The organism is Cobetia sp. 1CM21F (assembly GCF_023161745.1).
Classification (GTDB): domain Bacteria; phylum Pseudomonadota; class Gammaproteobacteria; order Pseudomonadales; family Halomonadaceae; genus Cobetia; species Cobetia amphilecti.
On record NZ_JALNTQ010000001.1, the window covers coordinates 973,784 to 996,282 of the forward strand.

General features: G+C 60.7%; 1 protein-coding gene. It reads left to right on the forward strand.

Annotated features, from left to right (window positions below; all coding sequences use genetic code 11):
* Positions 1-33: 33 nt before the first annotated feature.
* Positions 34-22,437, forward strand: a complete 22,404-nt coding sequence (locus MSG32_RS04000; protein WP_248377904.1) for a VCBS domain-containing protein — start codon at positions 34-36, stop codon at positions 22,435-22,437.
* The last annotated feature ends 62 nt before the right edge of the window (positions 22,438-22,499 follow it).

Below are 22,499 nucleotides of genomic sequence, written 5' to 3' on the forward strand. Positions count from 1 at the left end.
GTTTCGTTAAATTTACAATGGTGCCCTCTCCCCATGCGCGAACTCGATCTCCAGGCTCTTGAGCCCCGTCTGCTGTTGGATGCCGCTGCTGCCGTGACCATTGCCGAGGGCGCCGATAGCAACGGCGATACGGTGTCGGCCACCAATACTGGTGCTTCGCTGTCGGGTACCGAAGATACGCAATTCTCGCTTTCGAGCCTGAGTGTCACGGACAGTGGCAACGTGGATGATGAGGGCAACGCCACGGATGAGTACTCGCTGACACTGAATCTGGATCAGGCAGCCGCCGATGCCGGAGCGGAGTTCAGTAGCGGCGGCAGCAGCGCGACCCTGACGGGCACAGCCCAGGAGATCACCGATGAGCTTGCCGGCCTCGTGGTCACCCCGGGGGACGATTACACCGCCGATATCACCTTGAGCCTGAGCCTCACCGAAACCACAGACGGGGTGGTGGATACCGACCGAGGCAGCCTCGATTTCGTCGCCACTCTGACGCCTGTCAACGATGACCCGGTGTTCGGGGACAGCGGAGCGACGGTCATCGAGGCGGGCAGTTTCACCTTCTCCATTGAGGCGCTGGGTCTGAGTGATCCGGATATTGCCAGTGGCGAGCAGGATACCGACCAGCTGATCATCGAGATCGACAGCCTGCCGACGGGAGGCTCGCTGACCTTCAATGGATCTCCGGTGGCAATTGGCTCGAGTTTCGATGCAGACCAGCTCAGCAAGCTGGTCTATACCCATGGCGGCAGCGATGTGGCCGTCGGAGACAATGACAGCTTCGCCATCACGGTGGTGGATGGCGCGGGTGGTGAGGCCTCCAATACCCTCAATATCGAGCTGATCCCTGACAATGCCGCGCCGACTATCACGGGCGACCCGCAGCAGTTCGAGGGCGAAAATACCTCGCTGGGCCTGAGCTACACCGATGAAGAGTCCGGGCATGCCGATGCGGCGGCCAATGCAACGGTGGAAATCACGGATCTGGGCAATCTCTCGGAGCGTGGCACCCTCTATCTGGATCTCAACCAGGACGGTATCGCAGACACTGATGAGATCATCTCCGACACGTCGGATGCGGCTGCCAGTTTCACGGCAGACAAGCTCCAATATCTGTCCTTCGCCCATGATGGGGACGAGCCGATTGTCGATGACTTGCCCAGTTTCACCATCAAGGTGACCGACGCCGGTGGCGGTGAAGGGGCGGGGAATGAGCTTTTCAGTGAGCGTACCGTCGAGATCAGCATCCTCGAGAATGACGATGACCCGACGCTGACGCCCACCACAGAGGTGCTGGACGCTACTGATGGGGCGGTCCTGATTGATGCATCTGCCCTGAACGCGATAGACCCGGACAGCACCGATGATCAGCTGAGCTACAAGATCGACACCTTGCCGAGCTTTGGTGAGATCCAGATTCTCAATGGGACTGAATGGGTCAAGCTGCCGGTGGGTGGCACCTTCTCGCAGGCGCAGGTCACGGCGGGCGAAGTCCGCTATCAACAGACCCTCGTGGATGGCACTGGTGGCACGGCGGACGACTTCACTTTCACGTTGGTGGATTCCGAATTCAAGGCATTTGAAGAGGCAGGAGACGCAGGGACCTGGGGCGGCGAGGATTCACCGACCGTCGGTACGCTGAATTTCCTGATTGACAATGTGGCCGGTGGCCCCGGGGAGCAGCAACAGGAAACCATCTACGCCGAGCAAGTGAACAATACCGGCGTTATCGTGAGTGAAAGCACGTCCGATCCTGCTTCCTCCGCGGTGGTCATCACAGACGATATGCTCAAGTATGGCGCCGAGCTGGACGGCTACGTACTGCCTGCGACCCAGATCGTCTACACCGTGACGAACATTCCGACCAACGGAACGCTATTCCTGGATGGTCAGCCGATTGCCGACTTCGGCAGCTTCACCCAGGAAGACATCGATAACGGGCTGGTCACCTTCCTGCACGATGGCAGCGAAGATCATGAGTCCAGCTTCACGTTCACCATTCTGCCGACGGACATCGACAAGGATCCGGACACGCTCGACCCCATTACCGCTGTCTTCACCATTGACGCAACACCCGTCAATGATGCTCCCGTCGCAGGTAACTCGAGTGTCAATCTGCTCGAGCAGACCGATACGACCGACGGCATCGTTCGTATCACCAATCTGGTGATGTCGGATGTGGACGGCAGTCTGGAGAATCTGGACGGCGAGGGGGAAAGTGATGACCTCTGGTTCCAGATCACCAGCACCGAGCTGAGCGGTGGATCACTCGAAGTCTGGGATGGCGACAGCTGGGAGGCAGCCTCCACCGATGTCTGGTACTCCCAGGCGATTCTGACCGCACAAGCGGATGGTCAGACGGGGGGATTGCGCTACGTTCACGACGGTGGTGAAAGTGTCGACTCCCTGAACGATAGCTTCACTTTCATCGTGCGCGATGATCTGACAGCGCCGTCAGATTCCTTCGCGACGGATTCTTCTACTCCGGTAGACAATGGGAACGATACCAGTGTTGTCTCCAATGTCGGCAACGTCACTATCGAAGTAACGCCCTTCAATGATGCCCCTCTGATTCCGCTGACCTCCGATGCTGCGGATCAGACGGTCATTGATGCCCTGGATCAGTCGTCCACTTCCGCCAACAACGTACTGACCCTTGGGGAAGGGGAATCGGCAGTCATCGACAATAGCCTGCTGCAGGCCGTGGACAGCGACAACACCACGCGTCAGTCGACCTTCGTGATCACGAGCCTGCCGGAAAACGGCACCCTGACGGTGAATGGCAAGGTTCTGCGCGTCGGTAGCTCCTTCACCCAGGCCGACATCGACAGTGGGGCACTGTCCTATGAGCATGATGGCGGGGAAATCCACTCTGATGCTTTCACCTTTACTGTCAGTGATGGTCCGCTGACGACCGACGTTGCGACGTTCAGTATTGATATTACCCCGTTGGATGATTCGCCGGAAATCACGGCAACCCAGCCAGAAGACAGACTGATCCCGGCTTCCACAGCACTTTCAGCATTGGACCTTGGTGATGCCTTTGTCATTGGTGATGTCGATATTCTGGATCTCGACTCCAGCTCGGGTATTGATGCTGGTGAGACGGATAGCATCAAGGTATCGCTCTCACTCCAGGATGAAGATGGAGTCGTTGTTCCATTTACTACCGCTGTATTGACGGCTCTGCCGAGTGGGACAGATTCCACGGTCACCACTGATGCCAATACCCTGGTAATTGAAGGTACCTTGACGGCTGTTCAGGCATCCTTGGAGACGCTGAGTGTCCAGATGGTTCTGGATCCTATCACTGGCGAAGCAGACCCTGACGCTCGTTGGAGCCTCGAGGCTGTCGTCGATGATCGCCTCTCTGATGGCACCTTGAATGGGGGGGATGCCAATCAGGATGGCGAGGCAATTGGGGAAGATTTCAATACAGCGACGGCAAGCATAGAGCTGTGGGCATCGACCGAGAACGATGCCCCAGCCGTGACGCTGCCGGATGCGAGCCAACTTGTCGTAACAGAAGATGGTGGCTATCGAGATATCGGCACCATCACGGTGACGGACGCTGACAGCTTCGATACCGATATCACCGTCGTACTGAGCGTTCCAAATGGCACGCTGCAGATCAGTGATGCCGGTGATGCGGACATCAGTGGTGACGGTACTGCAAGTATAGAGTTGGTAGGCACTCAGGAAGAGCTTGCGACGGCATTGGCAAACGTCCAGTACCAACCGGATGCCAATGACAATGGTGCCGTCGAGCTGACCATCACGGCGACGGATACTGACTTGCACGGGACCGATACCGCCATTGAAACTGTCGTGAAGGAAGACATCACCGTGACAGCGGTCAATGACCAGCCGGTCTTGACGGTGCCCGGCACGACCTTCGTGATCAATAACAATGGTTCTCAGACGATTGCCATCACTGGTGTATCGGTCGCGGATGTCAATGATGTTGGCCAGAGTGTCTATCAGGATGTACAGACCATCACGGTCAGTGTTGATGGCGGTGGTGCTGCCGGTACTCTGAGCATGGCGGGTGCCACCGCCAGTAATGGTGATACGCAAGTCACGCTGACAGGCACCCTGGCGCAGATCAATATTGCTCTGGGAACACTCGAGTTTACCGCGACAAATGTCGATGCCGATGATACAGCCACGCTGAATATCGTATTCGATGATGATGCCAATGGTGATCAGACATTCGATGTTCTGACAGCCCTGACCGCCACTGCAGCTGTCAATATCAACATCTCTGCGGCCAATGATGCGCCGGCCATATCCGCGCCTTCAGGGACTACCACGCTGGTCGAAGATGGCAGTCTCACGCTGTCAGCGCTCGGGGTGACGCTTGATGATGCCGATGATTTCGGAGCCAATAATCTGTCGCTGACATTGACCGTGGATCACGGCACCTTCAGCAATGGCAGCAGCACCATCACTTTTACTGGGACTGTCGCTCAACTGCAATCTGCATTGGATGCTGAAACCTATTCGCCTGACACCCATTTCTATGGTCAGGACAGCCTCAGCATCGAGTTCAACGATGGCGGCAATACCGGTGTCGGTGGAAACCAGATCACGACGCGAACCATTGCGTTGACCGTCACCCCGGTCAATGACCGTCCGCTTGCCGCCGGTACAGCAGAAACAGTGGTCTCCGTTGCAGAAGACACCGCGGCAGATGATATCGCCGGCACGGATCTCTATACGCTGCTGGTCGATCAGTACGATGACACCACCGATGATCAGACCGATGAGAATGGCAATACCGCTGCCACCACCGAGACTGATCTCACCTATGTTGCCATCGTCGGGAATACGTCTACCGACGCGCAAGGGGAGTGGGAGTACAGCACTGACGGTGGTAGCACCTGGGAGCAGATCCTAGGCAATCTGCGTAACAATAATGCCCTCATATTGCCTGCTGATGCCGACATTCGCTTTGTTCCTGCCGACGACTTCAATGGTGAGCCTGGTGCTCTGACCGTACGTCTGGGTGATGACAGCGCAGCACTGGTTACCAGTACCGATGCCGATGATCTTCGTGATCTGAATCAAACTGCCAATGGTGACCGCGATCTGGCGACTGGCGTCTGGTCAAGCCGCACCATTGCCATCAATACCAGCATCACTGCCGTCAATGATGCCCCGACGACACCTGATGACAGTGTGACTCTCGCGGCCATCAATGAAGACGACACCGATCCGGCTGGCGCGACCGTCGCGGAGCTGGTGGGCGTTAATTTCAACGATGTCGCTGCTGACGACCAGACCCAAGAGGCTGTTTCGGGGGGCAGTTCTGCCAACGTGTTGGCAGGTATCGCCATTACCTCCAATCCCTCCGATGACAGCGAAGGGACCTGGCAGTACTCCACTGACGGCGGCGATTCCTGGATCGATGTCCCTGCTGATGTCAGTGACAGCAATGCGTTGGTGCTGTCGACGACTGACTCAGTGCGCTTCCTGCCGGCGGAGAACTACCACGGTGATCCGGCTGGCCTGACCTACGTCGTGGCGGATGACAGTAGCGGAGCCGTGACGTCTGAAACCACCGTGGATGTCTCCACCTTTGACGAGACCGGTATCTGGTCAAGCGTGGCCGATGCCGATACCCTCAACACGACGGTCAATGCGATCAATGATGCACCGGTACTCTCCGGTGGCACGGCTGCGCAAGCCTTCCCCATTTCAGCTGTCGAGGCTGGCGGTGAAGGCACCGGAACCAACGAAGTTTCGCTGGTTTCCGGGGCCTCGCTTGCCGATGTCGACACTGCACTGGTCGGTGACAACTTCGGTGGTGGCACCATCACGGTTTCCATCGATGCCGCGACGGCTGCCGATGTATTTGCCGTCGATGACTCTCTGGCGGGCTTCGCCGGTGCTTCTCTTGCAGACGGCACCCTGACGGTGACGCTGAGCTCCGGCGCGACGGCGGCTCAGGTCTCGGCACTGATTGACTCGCTGACCTATCAGAACACCAGCGATGACCCGGACACCGATACGCGTGCCTACACCGTAGTCGTCAATGACGGCAACAATGACGGTCTGGCCGAAATCGATGGTGTCGGGCTGGATAGCAATGTCCTGACCGGCTATCTGCAAGTCGTGGATACCAATGACGGCCCTGTCGCGAATGATGATGCCGATGCCACCGACGAAGGCGTGGCGCTGACCACCGCTGACACCCCCAATCTGTTCGACAACGATACGGATCTGGATACCCCCACTGATGACTTCACCATCACCCAGGTGAATGGCAATGCTGGCGGGGTAGGCAGCGCGGTCTCGGGCAGCGAGGGCGGCTCCTTCACGGTCAATTCCGAGGGCACCTGGAGCTTTGATCCGGGCGCTGATTTCGACGGCCTCACCAATGGTGAGAGCGCGGTTACCACCATTACCTATCAGGTCAGTGATGGCGAGGGCGGCGTCTCGACCGCCACCGTCAGCGTGACCGTCAATGGTGTCGATGACACCCCGACGCTGATCCCGGACACCGGTAATGTCATCGAAGATACCAATGTCACCTCCGACAACCTGACCACCAGCGGTACGCTTGACGCGGGCACTGGCGGCGACACCGGGGAAGACAAGTTCACGGCTGAGACAGTCACGGGCTCCTATGGGGCGCTGGTGGTCGATGCCGATGGCAACTGGTCCTACAGTGCCGACAATACTCAGGACGTCATTCAGCAGCTCAATCAGGGCGCCACGCTGACGGATATTCTGACCGTCACCAATGCTGATGGTGTCACCCAGACCACCGTCAGCATCACCCTCACCGGTGTCAATGATGCGCCGGTCGCTGTCGCCGATACCGGCGAGACTGCGGAAAACCTCGATCTGAGCGTCGCGGCTGCGGATGGCGTACTGGCCAATGACACGGATATCGATACCGGCTCCACCAAGGCGGTTAGCCAGGTGGCTGGCGCGGGGACGGGCGTTGGGGCAGCGGTCGCCATGGCAGGGGGCGGTACTGTCACCATTGCCGCGGATGGCAGCTATGTCTTCGCGCCGGGGACTGACTTCGATTATCTCGCCGAGGGTGAGACCGCGACCACCACCGTTGCCTATACGGTCATTGATGACAATGGCGCCGAGTCGAGCAATACGCTGACGATTACCGTGACCGGCACCAATGATGCGCCGACTGTGGTGGAGACCCAGGCTGCTCAAGACAGCGTCGATGGTCAGGCCATCACGCCCTTTGATGTGGTGGATCTGTTCGCGGATGCCGATGACGGTGCGGTGCTGACCTACTCGGCAACGGACCTGCCGGACGGGCTGAGCATCGACCCGGATACCGGTGTGATCAGTGGCACGCTGACCAGTGATGCCTCCCAGGGCGGTAACGGGGGCGTTCACACCGTCACGCTGACGGCGACGGATGAAAACAACGCGCCTGTCACCTCGACTTTCACGTGGACCGTGGCCAATGTGGACCCCGTTGCGCAGGACAATAGCGACGATATCTCTGAAGGACTTGCCACTGATTCCGTCAGTACGACTGCCGGCAATGTCATGTCTGACGCCGGTACCGATAGTGACGGTGGCAATGACAACGATGCCATCGTCGTCAGCGGTGTCGGGGTGGGCGCCAATCAGGCCACGGATGTTGCGGCCGGTACGCCGGTCGAAGGTGACTACGGCAGCGTGACCATCGACGAGGATGGTAGCTACACCTATACGCTCGATAACACCGATACCGTCATCCAGGCGCTGGATGTTGGCGACAGTCTCACCGACACCTTCACCTACGAGATTTCCGATGGCCAGGGTGGCACCGATACAGCGCTGCTGACGATCACCATCAATGGCGCCAACGATGCTCCGGTCGCGACCGATGATGCCTCAACCACTGGTGAAGACACTGCGCTGGCCACGGCCGACACGACCAATGTGCTGGTCAATGACATTGATGTGGACGCTGACTCCGCGCTTGTCGTCAGTCAGGTCAATGGCAGTGGTGCGAATGTCGGTCAGCCGGTTACCGGCAGTGAGGGTGGTGATTTCACCCTGAATGCTGACGGCAGCTGGAGTTTCGATCCCAGCGGCGATTTCGAAGCGCTGAAGGGCGGCGAAAGCGCTGTCACCACCCTGACATATCAGGTCAGCGATGGCCTGGGCGGTGTCTCCACCGCCACGGTCAGCGTGATCATCAATGGCGTTGACGATGTGCCGACTCTGACGCCGGCCACTGGCGACGTCACGGAAGACACTGCGGTCAATGGAGAGGGAGACCTCGTGGCTGCCGGCACTCTGGCGGCAGGTAGCGGCGGTGATGCAGGCGAAGACAAGTTCACCGCCGCTACCCTCACCGGGGAGTATGGCGAGCTGACGGTCGATGCCGACGGCAATTGGGCCTATAGCGCAGACAATGCGCAAGATGCCGTGCAGCAGCTCAACCAGGGCGTTGAGCTGACCGATACCTTCACGGTCACCAACGCCGATGGCGTGACCACCACGATGGTCACTATCACCCTCACCGGCGTGAACGATGCGCCGGTGGCCGAAGCGGATACCGGCACCACGGCCGAAAATGCCAACCTGGTGGTGGACGCCGTCGAGGGTGTGCTCAGCAATGACACCGATATCGACATAGGCTCCACAAGCGTCGTCAGTCAGGTCGCGGGCACCGCCGCCGGCGTGGATGCCGCGGTCGACATGACCGGGGGCGGCAGCATCACCATCGCTGAGGATGGCAGCTACACCTTCGCGCCGGGGACCGATTTCGACACCCTGGCTGTCGGCGAGAGCGCCACCACCACCATCGCCTACACGGTGCAGGATGATAACGGTGCCGAATCCAGCAGCACCTTGACGATCACCGTGACTGGCACCAATGATGCCCCGACCGTCGTCGCGACCCAGGGTGACCAGGCCCATGAAGATGGCGAGGCGATTACCGAGTTCTCGGTGGCCGACCTGTTCGAGGATGTCGATAACGGTGCCGAGCTCACCTACACCGCCGCACAGTTGCCGGACGGCCTGAACCTGGACCCGCAGACGGGTGTCATCAGCGGCACCTTGAGCAGCGATGCCTCTCAGGGCGGTACTGAGGGTGATGGGGTACATACCGTCGTGCTCACTGCGGACGATGGCAACGGTGGGGTGATCACCACATCCTTCACCTGGACCGTGGCCAACGTGGTGCCGGTGGCAGAGGACAACAGCGATTCTCTCGATGAAGGCGTGGCAGACACCAGCGTCAGCCAGGCTCAGGGGAACGTGATCAACGACGCCGGCACGGACAGTGATGGCGGCAACGACAACGATGACATCGTCGTCAGCGGTGTCGGGTTCGGCGAGAACGTCGCCACGGGGTCTGCAGCTGATACCGAGGTGCCCGGCACCTATGGCGCCGTCGTGATCGAAGCGGACGGCAGCTACACCTATACGCTGGACAACAGCAACGCAGCGGTTCAGGCGCTGGATATCGGCGACAGTCTGGTCGAGACCTTCACCTACGAGATCTCCGATGGCCAGGGTGGCGTTGCGACTGCTCTGCTGACACTCACCATCAACGGCACCAATGATGCCCCGGTATTAGTGGACAACGCTCAACCCGTCGAGCAGAACGATGCGGATGGCGATGAAGTGACGCCGGTGGATGTCTCCACCGCCTTCGCGGATGTCGATGGCGATGCCGTGCTGACCTATAGCGCAGCGAACCTGCCGGACGGCCTGAGCATCGATCCGGATACCGGTGTGATCAGCGGAACGCTGACCAGCGATGCCTCCCAGGGCGGCACCGACGGCGCACATTCCGTGACGGTCACGGCGACCGATGATCAGAACGCGACCGTCACCACCACCTTCGTGTGGAATGTGGACAACGTGGCACCGGTAGCGCAGGACAACATCGCGAGTGTGTCGGAAGGGCTCGACACTACCAGCACCAGTGCGACAGGCGGCAATGTCCTGACTGACGCAGCGCTGGATGCCAGTGTTGATGCGGACGGAGGAAATGATACCGATACCCTGAGTGTCAGCGGTGTCGGGGCGGGTCAGACCGTGGTGGACGCGGCGACAACTGCCGAGGGCACCTACGGCAGTATCTCACTCGATAGTGCCGGCGATTACGACTACACCCTCGATAACACCAATCCGGACGTTCAGGCACTGGCAGTGGGGGAAAGTGTCACCGAGACCTTCACCTACGCGATTTCCGATGGCCAGGGCGGCTCGGATACCGCCGAGCTGACCATCACCATCAACGGAACCAACGATGCGCCGGCCATCACGATTGCGGCCGGTGACAGCATCAGCGCCGCGCTTTCAGAGTCGAATAGCGGCTTGAGCGCGGATGGCACCCTGACGGTCACCGATGTCGATACCTCCGACAGCGTGACGCCCACGGTCGAGGCGGTGGTCGCCGACGGGGACGTCAATGGCCTGTCGGATGCCGCTCTGCTTGCGATGTTCAGCGTGGATGGTGGCGCCATCATCGACGGCACTGCCAACGACGGCACTGCCAACGACGGCACCCTGAATTGGGGCTTCGACAGCAGCGCGCTTCCCGAAGCCTTTGATCATCTCGAGCAGGGGGAAGTGCTGACCCTGACGTATCAGGTCGATGTCGCGGATGGTAACGGCGGCACCGACACTCAGGACATCACGCTGACCATTACCGGCACCAATGATGCGCCGGTGTTGGTCGCAGGCGCTCAGCCGCAATATCAGTCTGACAATGACGGCGATGCGATCACGCCGTTCAGCGTCGCGGATGCCTTCGCTGACGTCGACAACGAGGCAGTGTTGAGCTTCGCCGCTGACAATCTGCCCCCGGGCCTGGTGATCGATGCCGACTCCGGCGAGATCAGCGGCACCCTGTCACCGGATGCCTCCATCGGCGGAGACGACGGTGTCTATACCGTCACCCTGACGGCCACGGATGAAAACGGTGCCGAGTTCACGACGACCTTCACCTGGAGCGTGGCCAACGTCGACCCGCAAGCCGAGAACGATGCTGCCTTCGTGACGGAAGGACTTGATGCCGGTGACAGCAGTGACGTCAGTGGCAATGTCCTTGCCGCTGCGGGTGCCGGTGTCAATGACCAGGCAGACAGTGATGGCGGCAACGACTCGGATACGCTCGTCGTCAGTGGCCTGGCCTTCGGGGCGGTCCCGAGCGCCTTCACCGCCGCCGGCAGTGACGTCGAGGGCAATTATGGCGCCGTCACCATCAATGAAGACGGCACCTATACCTATGTCCTGAACAATGCCCATGAAGATGTCCAGGCATTGGCAGAGGGTGAGGTGCTCAGCGAAACCTTCACCTACCAGATCTCCGATGGTCAGGGCGGCACGGATACCGCACTGCTCACCATCACCATCAATGGCAGCAATGATGCTCCGGTCATCGCGATTGAAGGCGATGACAGCGCGGCCGAAACGCTGACCGAGACTGACGACGCGCTTGCCACTGCTGGCACGTTGTCCGTCAGCGATCTGGATACCTCGGATAGCGTCACGCCCAGTATTGATTCCGTGACCGCCACAGGCGACACCGACGGCCTGAGCAATGCCGAGCTGCTGGGCATGCTCTCCGTCGATGCCGACGCGATCATAGATAGTGCCAACAACGACGGCACCCTGAACTGGACCTTCGACAGCAACAGTGTCGCCGGTGAGGCGTTTGACCATCTCGCCGTCGGCGAAAGCCTGGTGCTCGACTACACCGTGGTCGTTACCGACAGCCAGGGCGCGACCGCCGAGCAGGTCGTCTCGATCAACATCAACGGCACCAACGATGTACCTGTCATTGCCGTTGAAGGCGACGACAGCGACAGCGCCGACCTGACCGAGACCAACGCACCGCTGTCCGCCGACGGCACCCTGTCCGTCAGTGATCTCGACACCACCGATGACGTCACTCCGAGCGTCACGGCTGTCGCTGCTGATGGCGACACCGACGGCCTGAGCAATGCTGAGCTGCTGAGCATGCTGAGTGTGGATGCCGACGCGATCATCGCCAACACCGAGAACGACGGTACCCTGAACTGGACATTTGACAGCGCGAACCTGCCGGAAGCGTTTGATCATCTGGCACTGGATGAGACGCTGGTGCTGGATTACACCGTGCAGGTGACTGACAGCGAGGGAGCGACAGCGGAGCAGGTGGTGACCATCACCATCACCGGCACCAATGATGCACCGGTACTGGTTGCCGGCGAGCAGCCCGCTGATCAGACCGACAATGATGGCGACCCCATCACGCCGTTCAGCGTCGCGGATGCCTTCACGGACATCGACAATGATGCCGTGCTAAGTTTCTCGGCTGACAACCTGCCGGACGGGATCGAGATTGATCCGACCAGTGGTGAAATCAGTGGCACCTTGTCGCCGGATGCCTCCATCGGCGGTGACAACGATGACGGCACCTACACCGTCATCCTGACCGCGACCGACGAGAATGGCGCCACTGTCACCACGTCCTTCACCTGGACCGTGGCCAACGTCGCGCCCGAGGCCTTCGACAACACTGCCGAGTTGGATGAGGGCGTCGCTACCGGCGATACCAGCACTGCCACAGGCAATGTCCTCGATGATGCGCAACCGAATGCCGACACCGATGGCGGCAATGACAGCGATGCACTGATCGTCAGTGGTATCGGTGCTGGCACCAACGCCGGTACGGCAAGTGCGGTCGATACTGACGTGACCGGCACCTATGGCAGCATCACCGTCGCGGAAGATGGCAGCTACACCTACACCCTGGACAACACCAATCCTGACGTTCAGGCACTGGCTGTCGGGGAAAGCCTCAACGAGACCTTTACCTATCAGATCTCCGATGGCCAGGGTGGTGTCGATACGGCACTGCTCACCATCACCATCAACAGCACCAATGATGCGCCTGTCATCGACATTGATGGCGATGACAGCGCGGCTGCGATTCTGACGGAAACAGATGCAACCCTGAGTGCCGCCGGTACCTTGTCGGTCAGTGATATCGACACCACCGATGAAGTGACGCCGAGCGTCACCGCAGTGGACGCCACAGGCGACACCGACGGCCTGAGCAATGCCGAGCTGCTGGGCATGCTCTCCGTTGATGCCGACGCGATCATCGATGGTGCCAACAATGACGGCACGCTGAACTGGACCTTCGACAGCGCAAGCGTCGCCGGTGAAGCCTTCGATCACCTCGCAGTGGGCGAAAGCCTGGTGCTCGACTACACCGTGGTCGTCACCGACAGCCAGGGTGCCACTGCCGAGCAGGTCGTCTCGATCACCATCAACGGCACCAATGACACGCCGGTCATTGCCATCGAAGGTGACGACAGTGCCGCCGAGTCACTGACAGAAACTGACGCACCGCTGACCACCACCGGCACGCTCTACGTCAGCGATCTGGACACCACCGACGAAGTGACACCGAGCGTCACGGCCGTAGTCGCCACCGGCGACACCGATGGCCTGAGCAATGCCGAGCTGCTGGGTATGCTCTCTGTCGATGCTGACGCGATCATCGATGGTGCCAACAATGACGGCACTCTGAACTGGACCTTCGATAGCAACAGTGTCGCCGGTGAAGCCTTCGATCATCTGGCGGTGGGTGAGAGCCTGGTGCTCGACTACACCGTGGTCGTCACCGACAGCCAGGGCGCGACCGCCGAGCAGGTCGTCTCGATCACCATCAACGGCACCAACGATGCGCCTGTCATTGCCATCGAAGGCGATGACAGCGCGGCGAAATCTCTCACGGAAACCGACGCACCGCTGTCTACCACCGGTACGCTCTCCGTCAGCGATCTGGACACCACCGACGAAGTCACTCCGAGCGTCACCGCAGTGAACGCCACTGGTGACACCGATGGCCTGAGCATTGCCGAGCTGCTGGGCATGCTCTCCGTCGATGCCGACGCCATCATCGACGGTATCAGCAACGACGGTACCCTGAACTGGACCTTCGACAGCAACAGCGTCGCCGGTGAAGCCTTCGATCATCTGGCGGTGGGCGAGAGCCTGGTGCTGGATTACACCGTGGTCGTCACTGACAGCCAGGGCGTGACCGCCGAGCAAGTCGTCTCGATCACCATCAACGGCACCAATGATGTGCCGGTCATTGCCATCGAAGGCGACGACAGCGCGGCGGAATCTCTCACGGAAACCGACGCGCCGCTGTCGACCACCGGTACGCTCTCCGTCAGCGATCTGGATACCACCGACGAAGTCACGCCGAGCGTCACGGCCGTGACTGCGACTGGCGACACCGACGGCCTGAGCAATGCCGAGCTGCTGGGCATGCTCTCCGTCGATGCCGACGCGATCATCGACGGTGTCAGCAACGACGGCACTCTGAACTGGACCTTCGACAGCAACAGTGTCGCCGGTGAAGCCTTCGATCATCTGGCGGTGAGTGAGAGCCTGGTGCTTGACTACACCGTGGTCGTCACCGACACCCAGGGCGCCACTGCCGAACAGGTCGTCTCGATTACCATCAACGGCACCAACGATGCGCCGGTCATTGCCATCGAAGGCGACGACAGCGCGGCCGAGTCACTGACAGAAACCGATGCGCCGCTGTCGACCACCGGTACGCTCTCCATCAGCGATCTGGACACCACCGACGAAGTCACCCCGAGCGTCACCGCAGTGAACGCCACTGGTGATACCGATGGCCTGAGCAATGCCGAGCTGCTGGGCATGCTCACCGTCGATGCCGACGCGATCATCGATAGTGCCAACAACGACGGCACTCTTAACTGGACCTTCGACAGCAACAGTGTCGCCGGTGAAGCCTTCGATCATCTGGCGGTGGGTGAGAGCCTGGTGCTCGACTACACCGTGGTCGTCACCGACAGCCAGGGCGCCACTGCCGAGCAGGTTGTCTCGATCACCATCAACGGCACCAATGACACGCCTGTCATTGCCATCGAAGGTGACGACAGCGCGGCGGGATCTCTCACGGAAACCGACGCACCGCTGTCTACCGGTGGCACGCTCTCCATCAGCGATCTGGACACCACCGACGAAGTCACCCCGAGCGTCACGGCCGTGACTGCGACTGGTGATACCGATGGCCTGACCAACGCCGAGCTGCTGGGTATGCTCTCCGTCGATGCCGATGCCATCATCGACGGTGCCAACAACGACGGCACTCTTAACTGGACCTTCGACAGCAACAGCGTCGCCGGTGAAGCCTTCGATCATCTGGCGGTGGGCGAGAGCCTGGTGCTGGATTACACCGTGGTCGTCACTGACAGCCAGGGCGTGACCGCCGAGCAAGTCGTCTCGATCACCATCAACGGCACCAATGATGTCCCGGTCATTGCCATTGAAGGCGACGACAGCGTGGCGGAATCTCTCACGGAAACCGACGCACCGCTGACCACCGCCGGTACGCTCTCCGTCAGCGATCTGGACACCACCGACGAAGTCACTCCGAGCGTCACGGCCGTGACTGCGACTGGTGATACCGATGGCCTGACCAACGCCGAGCTGCTGGGTATGCTCTCCGTCGATGCCGATGCGATCATCGATGGTGTCAGCAACGACGGCACGCTGAACTGGACCTTCGACAGTTCAAGCGTTGCTGGTGAAGCCTTCGATCACCTCGCCGTCGGCGAAAGCCTGGTGCTGGATTACACCGTGGTCGTCACCGACAGCCAGGGCGTGACCGCCGAGCAGGTCGTCTCAATCACCATCAACGGCACCAATGATGTGCCGGTCATTGCCATCGAAGGTGATGACAGCGCCGCCGAGTCACTGACAGAAACCGACGCACCACTGTCTACCACCGGCACGCTCTCCGTCAGTGATCTGGACACCACCGACGAAGTGACGCCGAGCGTCACCGCAGTGGACGCCACAGGCGACACCGATGGCCTGAGCAATGCCGAGCTGCTGGGCATGCTCTCCGTCGATGCCGACGCCATCATCGACGGTATCAGCAACGACGGTACCCTGAACTGGACCTTCGACAGCAACAGCGTCGCCGGTGAAGCCTTCGATCATCTGGCGGTGGGCGAGAGCCTGGTGCTCGACTACACCGTGGTCGTCACTGACAGCCAGGGCGTGACCGCTGAGCAGGTCGTCCAGATCACCATCAACGGCACCAATGATGTGCCGGTCATTGCCATCGAAGGTGACGACAGCGCCGCCGAGTCACTGACAGAAACCGACGCACCGCTGACCACCGCTGGCACGCTCTCCATCAGCGATCTGGACACCACCGACGAAGTCACCCCGAGCGTCACGGCCGTGACTGCGACTGGTGATACCGATGGCCTGACCAACGCCGAGCTGCTGGGTATGCTCTCCGTCGATGCCGATGCCATCATCGACGGTGCCAACAACGACGGCACTCTTAACTGGACCTTCGACAGCAACAGTGTCGCCGGTGAAGCCTTCGATCATCTGGCGGTGGGTGAGAGCCTGGTGCTCGACTACACCGTGGGCGTCACCGACAGCCAGGGCGCCACTGCCGAGCAGGTCGTCTCGATCACCATCAACGGCACCAATGACACGCCTGTCATTGCCATCGAAGGCGACGACAGCGCGGCCGAGTCACTGACAGAAACCGATGCGCCGCTGTCGACCACCGGTACGCTCTCCATCAGCGATCTGGACACCACCGACGAAGTCACCCCGAGCGTCACCGCCGTGACTGCGACTGGTGATACCGATGGCCTGACCAACGCCGAGCTGCTGGGCATGCTCACCGTCGATGCCGATGCCATCATCGATAGTGCCAACAACGACGGCACTCTTAACTGGACCTTCGACAGCAACAGTGTCGCCGGTGAAGCCTTCGATCATCTGGCGGTGGGTGAGAGCCTGGTGCTCGACTACACCGTGGTCGTCACCGACAGCCAGGGCGCCACTGCCGAGCAGGTCGTCCAGATCACCATCAACGGCACCAATGATGCGCCTGTCATTGCCATCGAAGGCGACGACAGTGCCGCCGAGTCACTGACAGAAACCGACGCACCGCTGTCTACCACCGGCACGCTCTCCGTCAGCGACCTGGATACCACCGATGAAGTCACGCCGAGCGTCACCGCAGTGAACGCCACCGGCGACACCGACGGCCTGAGCAATGCCGAGCTGCTGGGCATGCTCTCCGTCGATGCCGACGCGATAATAGATAGTGCCAACAACGGCGGCACCCTGAACTGGGCCTTCGACAGTTCAAGCGTTGCTGGTGAAGCCTTCGATCACCTCGCCGTCGGCGAAAGCCTGGTGCTGGATTACACCGTGGTCGTCACCGACAGCCAGGGCGCCACTGCCGAGCAGGTCGTCTCAATCACCATCAACGGCACCAATGATGTGCCGGTCATTGCCATCGAAGGTGATGACAGCGCCGCCGAGTCACTGACAGAAACCGACGCACCACTGTCTACCACCGGCACGCTCTCCGTTAGTGATCTGGACACCACCGACGAAGTGACGCCGAGCGTCACCGCAGTGGACGCCACAGGCGACACCGATGGCCTGAGCAATGCCGAGCTGCTGGGCATGCTCTCCGTCGATGCCGACGCCATCATCGACGGTGTCAGCAACGACGGCACCCTGAACTGGACCTTCGACAGCGCAAGCGTCGCCGGTGAAGCCTTCGATCACCTCGCAGTGGGCGAAAGCCTGGTGCTCGACTACACCGTGGTGGTCACCGACAGCCAGGGCGCCACTGCCGAGCAGGTCGTCTCAATCACCATCAACGGCAGCAACGACGCGCCGGTCATCGCCATCGAAGGCGACGACAGCGCCGCCGAGTCACTGACAGAAACCGATGCACCGCTGTCCACCGCCGGCACGCTCTCCATCAGCGATCTGGACACCACCGACGAAGTCACGCCGAGCGTCACCGCAGTGAACGCCACAGGCGACACCGATGGCCTGAGCAATGCCGAGCTGCTGGGCATGCTCTCCGTCGATGCCGACGCGATCATCGCCAACGCCGAGAACGATGGCACTTTGAACTGGACCTTCGACAGCAACAGCGTCGAAGGCGAGGCGTTTGACCACCTCGCCGTTGGCGAGAGCCTGGTGCTCGACTACACCGTGGTCGTCACCGACAGCCAGGGCGCGACTGCCGAGCAGGTCGTCTCGATCACCATCAACGGCACCAATGATGCCCCGGTCATTGCCATTGAAGGCGACGACAGCGCGGCGGAATCTCTCACGGAAACCGACGCACCGCTGACCACCACCGGTACGCTCTCCGTCAGCGATCTGGGCACCACCGACGAAGTGACGCCGAGCGTCACCGCAGTGGCCGCCACTGGTGACACCGATGGCCTGAGCAATGCCGAGCTGCTGGGCATGCTCTCCGTCGATGCCGACGCGATCATCGATGGTGCCAACAATGACGGCACCCTGAACTGGACCTTCGACAGCAACAGTGTCGCCGGTGAAGCCTTCGATCATCTGGCGGTGGGTGAGAGCCTGGTGCTCGACTACACCGTGGTCGTCACCGACAGCCAGGGCGCGACCGCAGAGCAGGTCGTCTCGATCACCATCAACGGCACCAACGATGCGCCGGTCATTGCCATCGAAGGCGACGACAGCGCCGCCGAGTCACTGACAGAAACCGATGCACCGCTGTCCACCGCCGGCACGCTCTCCATCAGCGATCTGGACACCACCGACGAAGTCACTCCGAGCGTCACCGCAGTGAACGCCACTGGTGACACCGATGGTCTGACTAATGCCGAGCTGCTGGGCATGCTCTCCGTCGATGCCGACGCGATCATCGATGGCGCCAACAATGACGGCACCCTGAACTGGACCTTCGACAGCAACAGCGTCGCCGGTGAAGCCTTCGATCATCTGGCGGTGGGTGAGAGCCTGGTGCTCGACTACACCGTGGTCGTCACCGACAGCCAGGGCGCGACCGCAGAGCAGGTCGTCTCGATCACCATCAACGGCACCAACGATGCGCCGGTGCTGGTCGATGGGGCACAGCCGGTTGATCAAAACGGTAACGATGGTGACCCCATCACGCCGTTCAGCGTCGCTGATGCCTTCACCGACGTCGACAACGGCGCGGAGCTGAGCTTCTCGGCTGACAATCTGCCGGACGGCCTGGTGATTGACCCGACCACCGGCGAGATCAGCGGCACCCTGTCACCGGATGCCTCCACCGGCGGTGATAACAACGACGGCATTTACACCGTTACGCTGATCGGCACCGACGAGAATGGCTTGGATGTCACCACGACCTTCACCTGGACCGTGGCCAACGTCGCGCCGGAAGCCTTCGACAACACTGCCGAGCTGGATGAGGGCGTCGCCACCAGCGACACCAGCACCACGACCGGCAACGTGCTCAGCGATGCGCAGCCCGATACCGACACTGATGGCGGCAACGACAGCGATGTGCTGATCGTCAGTGGCATCGGTGCTGGTGCCAATGCCGGTACTGACACCGCCGCGGGTACGCCGGTCACTGGCACCTACGGCAGCGTCACCATCGCCGAAGACGGCAGCTACACCTACGCGCTGGATAACAGCAACGCGGCGGTGCAGGCGCTGGCCGAAGGCGAGGTGATCACCGAGACCTTCACCTACGAGATCTCCGACGGCCAGGGCGGCACCGACACGGCACTGCTCACCGTCACCATCAACGGCACCAATGATGCGCCGGTGCTGGTGGATGGGGCGCAGCCGGTTGACCAAAACGGTAACGATGGTGACCCCATCACGCCGTTCAGCGTCGCTGATGCCTTCACCGACGTCGACAACGGCGCAGAGCTGAGCTTCTCGGCTGACAATCTGCCGGACGGCCTGGTGATTGACCCGACTACCGGCGAGATCAGCGGCACGTTGTCACCGGATGCCTCTACCGGCGGTGACAACAATGACGGCATCTATACCGTCACGCTGACGGGTACTGACGAGAATGGCTTGGATGTCACCACGACCTTCACCTGGACCGTGGCCAACGTCGCCCCCGAGGCCTTCGACAATACAGCCGAGCTGGATGAGGGCGTCGCCACCAGCGATACCAGCACCACAACCGGCAACGTGCTCAGCGATGCGCAGCCCGATACCGACACCGATGGTGGCAACGACAACGATGCGCTGATTGTCAGTGGCATCGGTGCTGGTGCCAACGCTGGGACTGACACCACCGCGGGTACGCCGGTCACCGGCATCTACGGCAGCGTCACCATCTCTGAAGACGGCAGCTACACCTACGCGCTGGATAACAGCAACGCGGCGCTGCAGGCGCTGGCCGAAGGCGAGGTGATCACCGAGACCTTCACCTACGAGATCTCCGATGGTCAGGGTGGCACCGACACGGCGCTGCTCACCGTCACCATCAACGGCACCAATGATGCGCCAATCGCGACTCTTCGAGCTCCGCAGGTGGAGACGGGAAGTGACGGGGAAGAGATTGCACCGATCAGCCTTCAGGATGCCTTCCAGGATGTCGATAGCGGCGCTCAGCTGAGCTATACGGCCGAGAACCTGCCAGGTGGTCTGGTCATTGATCCGGTGACGGGCGTCATCAGCGGCACACTTGCTGACGATGCCTCTCAGTCAGGCAACACCACGACGGACGGTCGCTACACCGTGACCGTGACAGCCACGGATGAGCAAGGCCAATCGGCTGACGTCACGTTGAACTTCTTTGTCGCCAACGTGGCACCGGAAGCCTTCGACAACACTGCCGAGCTGGACGAGGGCGTCGCCACCAGCGATACCAGCACCACGACCGGCAATGTGCTCAGTGACGCGCAGCCCGATACCGACACCGATGGTGGTAACGACACGGATGCCCTGATCGTCAGTGGCATCGGTGCTGGCGCCAATGCCGGCACTGACACCGCCGCGGGTACGCCGGTCACCGGCGCCTACGGCAGCGTCACCATCGCTGAAGACGGCAGCTACACCTACGCGCTGGATAACAGCAACGCGGCAGTGCAGGCGCTGGCCGAAGGCGAGGTGGTCACCGAGACCTTCACCTATGAGATCTCTGATGGCCAGGGCGGCACCGACACGGCGCTGCTCACCGTCACCATCAACGGCACCAATGACACGCCGGTGCTGGTCGATGGGGCGCAGCCGGGCGATCAGACTGCCAATGATGGTGACGCGATCACACCGTTCACCATTGCCGACGCCTTCACCGATGTCGACGAAGGTGCGGAGCTGACCTACAGCGTCGACAACCTGCCGGACGGCCTGGTGATTGACCCGACTACCGGCGAGATCAGCGGCACCCTGTCACCGGATGCCTCCACCGGCGGTGATAACAACGACGGCATCTACACCGTCACGCTGACCGGCACCGACGAGAATGGCTTGGATGTCACCACGACCTTCACCTTCGAGGTAGGGAATCCGGCGCCGCAGGCCTTGGATCAGAGCGCGGACGTCTCCGAGGACGGAGTGACAACGGCTGAGGGCAGCCTGCTGGTCGATGCTGATGGCGAGCCGGTGACTGTTGATGGCGATGGCGATTCACTGCTCATTGCGAGCGTCAATGGTCAGGCCGTCGCTGACAGCGACACCGTGATCCAGGGCACTTACGGTCAGTTGATCATCGCTGCTGATGGCACCTGGAACTATGTGCTGGACAACGACAGTGATGCCGTCCAGTCCCTCGACGATGGTCAGCAGGTGACGGATGACTTCAGCTTCGTGGTCAGTGATGGAGAAGGGGGCACGGCAGTCGGTGAGTTGACGGTCCGGGTGGCTGGTCTCAGCGACAACGTTGTTCCGGAACCCGTGGTGCCGGTGACGCCAGTCGAAGGCTCTTCTGGTAATGGTTCCCCGGCGGGCGGAGCGAATGCTGGATCTGATGAGGGCGAATCAACCTTCCTTCCGGAGTCTGATGGAGAGCTCTTCCAACCGCTCAGCGATTCCACCTTGCTGGATATTCCGAGCATTCAGCCGGTGCAGTTGACCATCATCCTGCGTGACGTCGTGGCCAATGAAGCCGTGTATGAATTTGCGCTGCCGGCGGGCGCATTTGAAAGCACCAACAATGAAGAGATCAAGGTTGAAGCGACGAGAACCGATGGGTCGCCGTTGCCCGACTATGTCGCTTTCGACAGTGATTCCCTCAACTTCCGTGTCAATCGGGCGCTGGCCTTGTCTCTCGGCGTTGAGCGAGTCGACGTCAAGGTCATCGGTCGCGACGAGTCCGGCAACGAGGCCAGTACCACCTTCGTCATCTACCTGACGCCTGAGCAGGAAGAGGAAGAGAGCCTCGAGTATTACCGCAACCTCGCCAACGACGGTGAAGAGCAGCCGCCGGCAGAAGAGCAGCAGGAAAACGAAGCCGAGCCGAGCACTGAAGTCACTGGCACATCTGATCTCGAAAACGGTGAGGATCAGGCCAGCGTACCTGGTGCCGTGCCACTCTCCGAGATGCTCAAGGTGGCCGGACGTGACGGGTTCAGTCACGACCATGCAGATGTGCTGGCCGATTTGATGGCGTTGTTAAGCGATGATTCAGAAATTTCTTGATTATCGTTAATAGAATAAACCGCAACGAGCTCTCCATAGCGCGAAAGTGAGCTTATCCAATA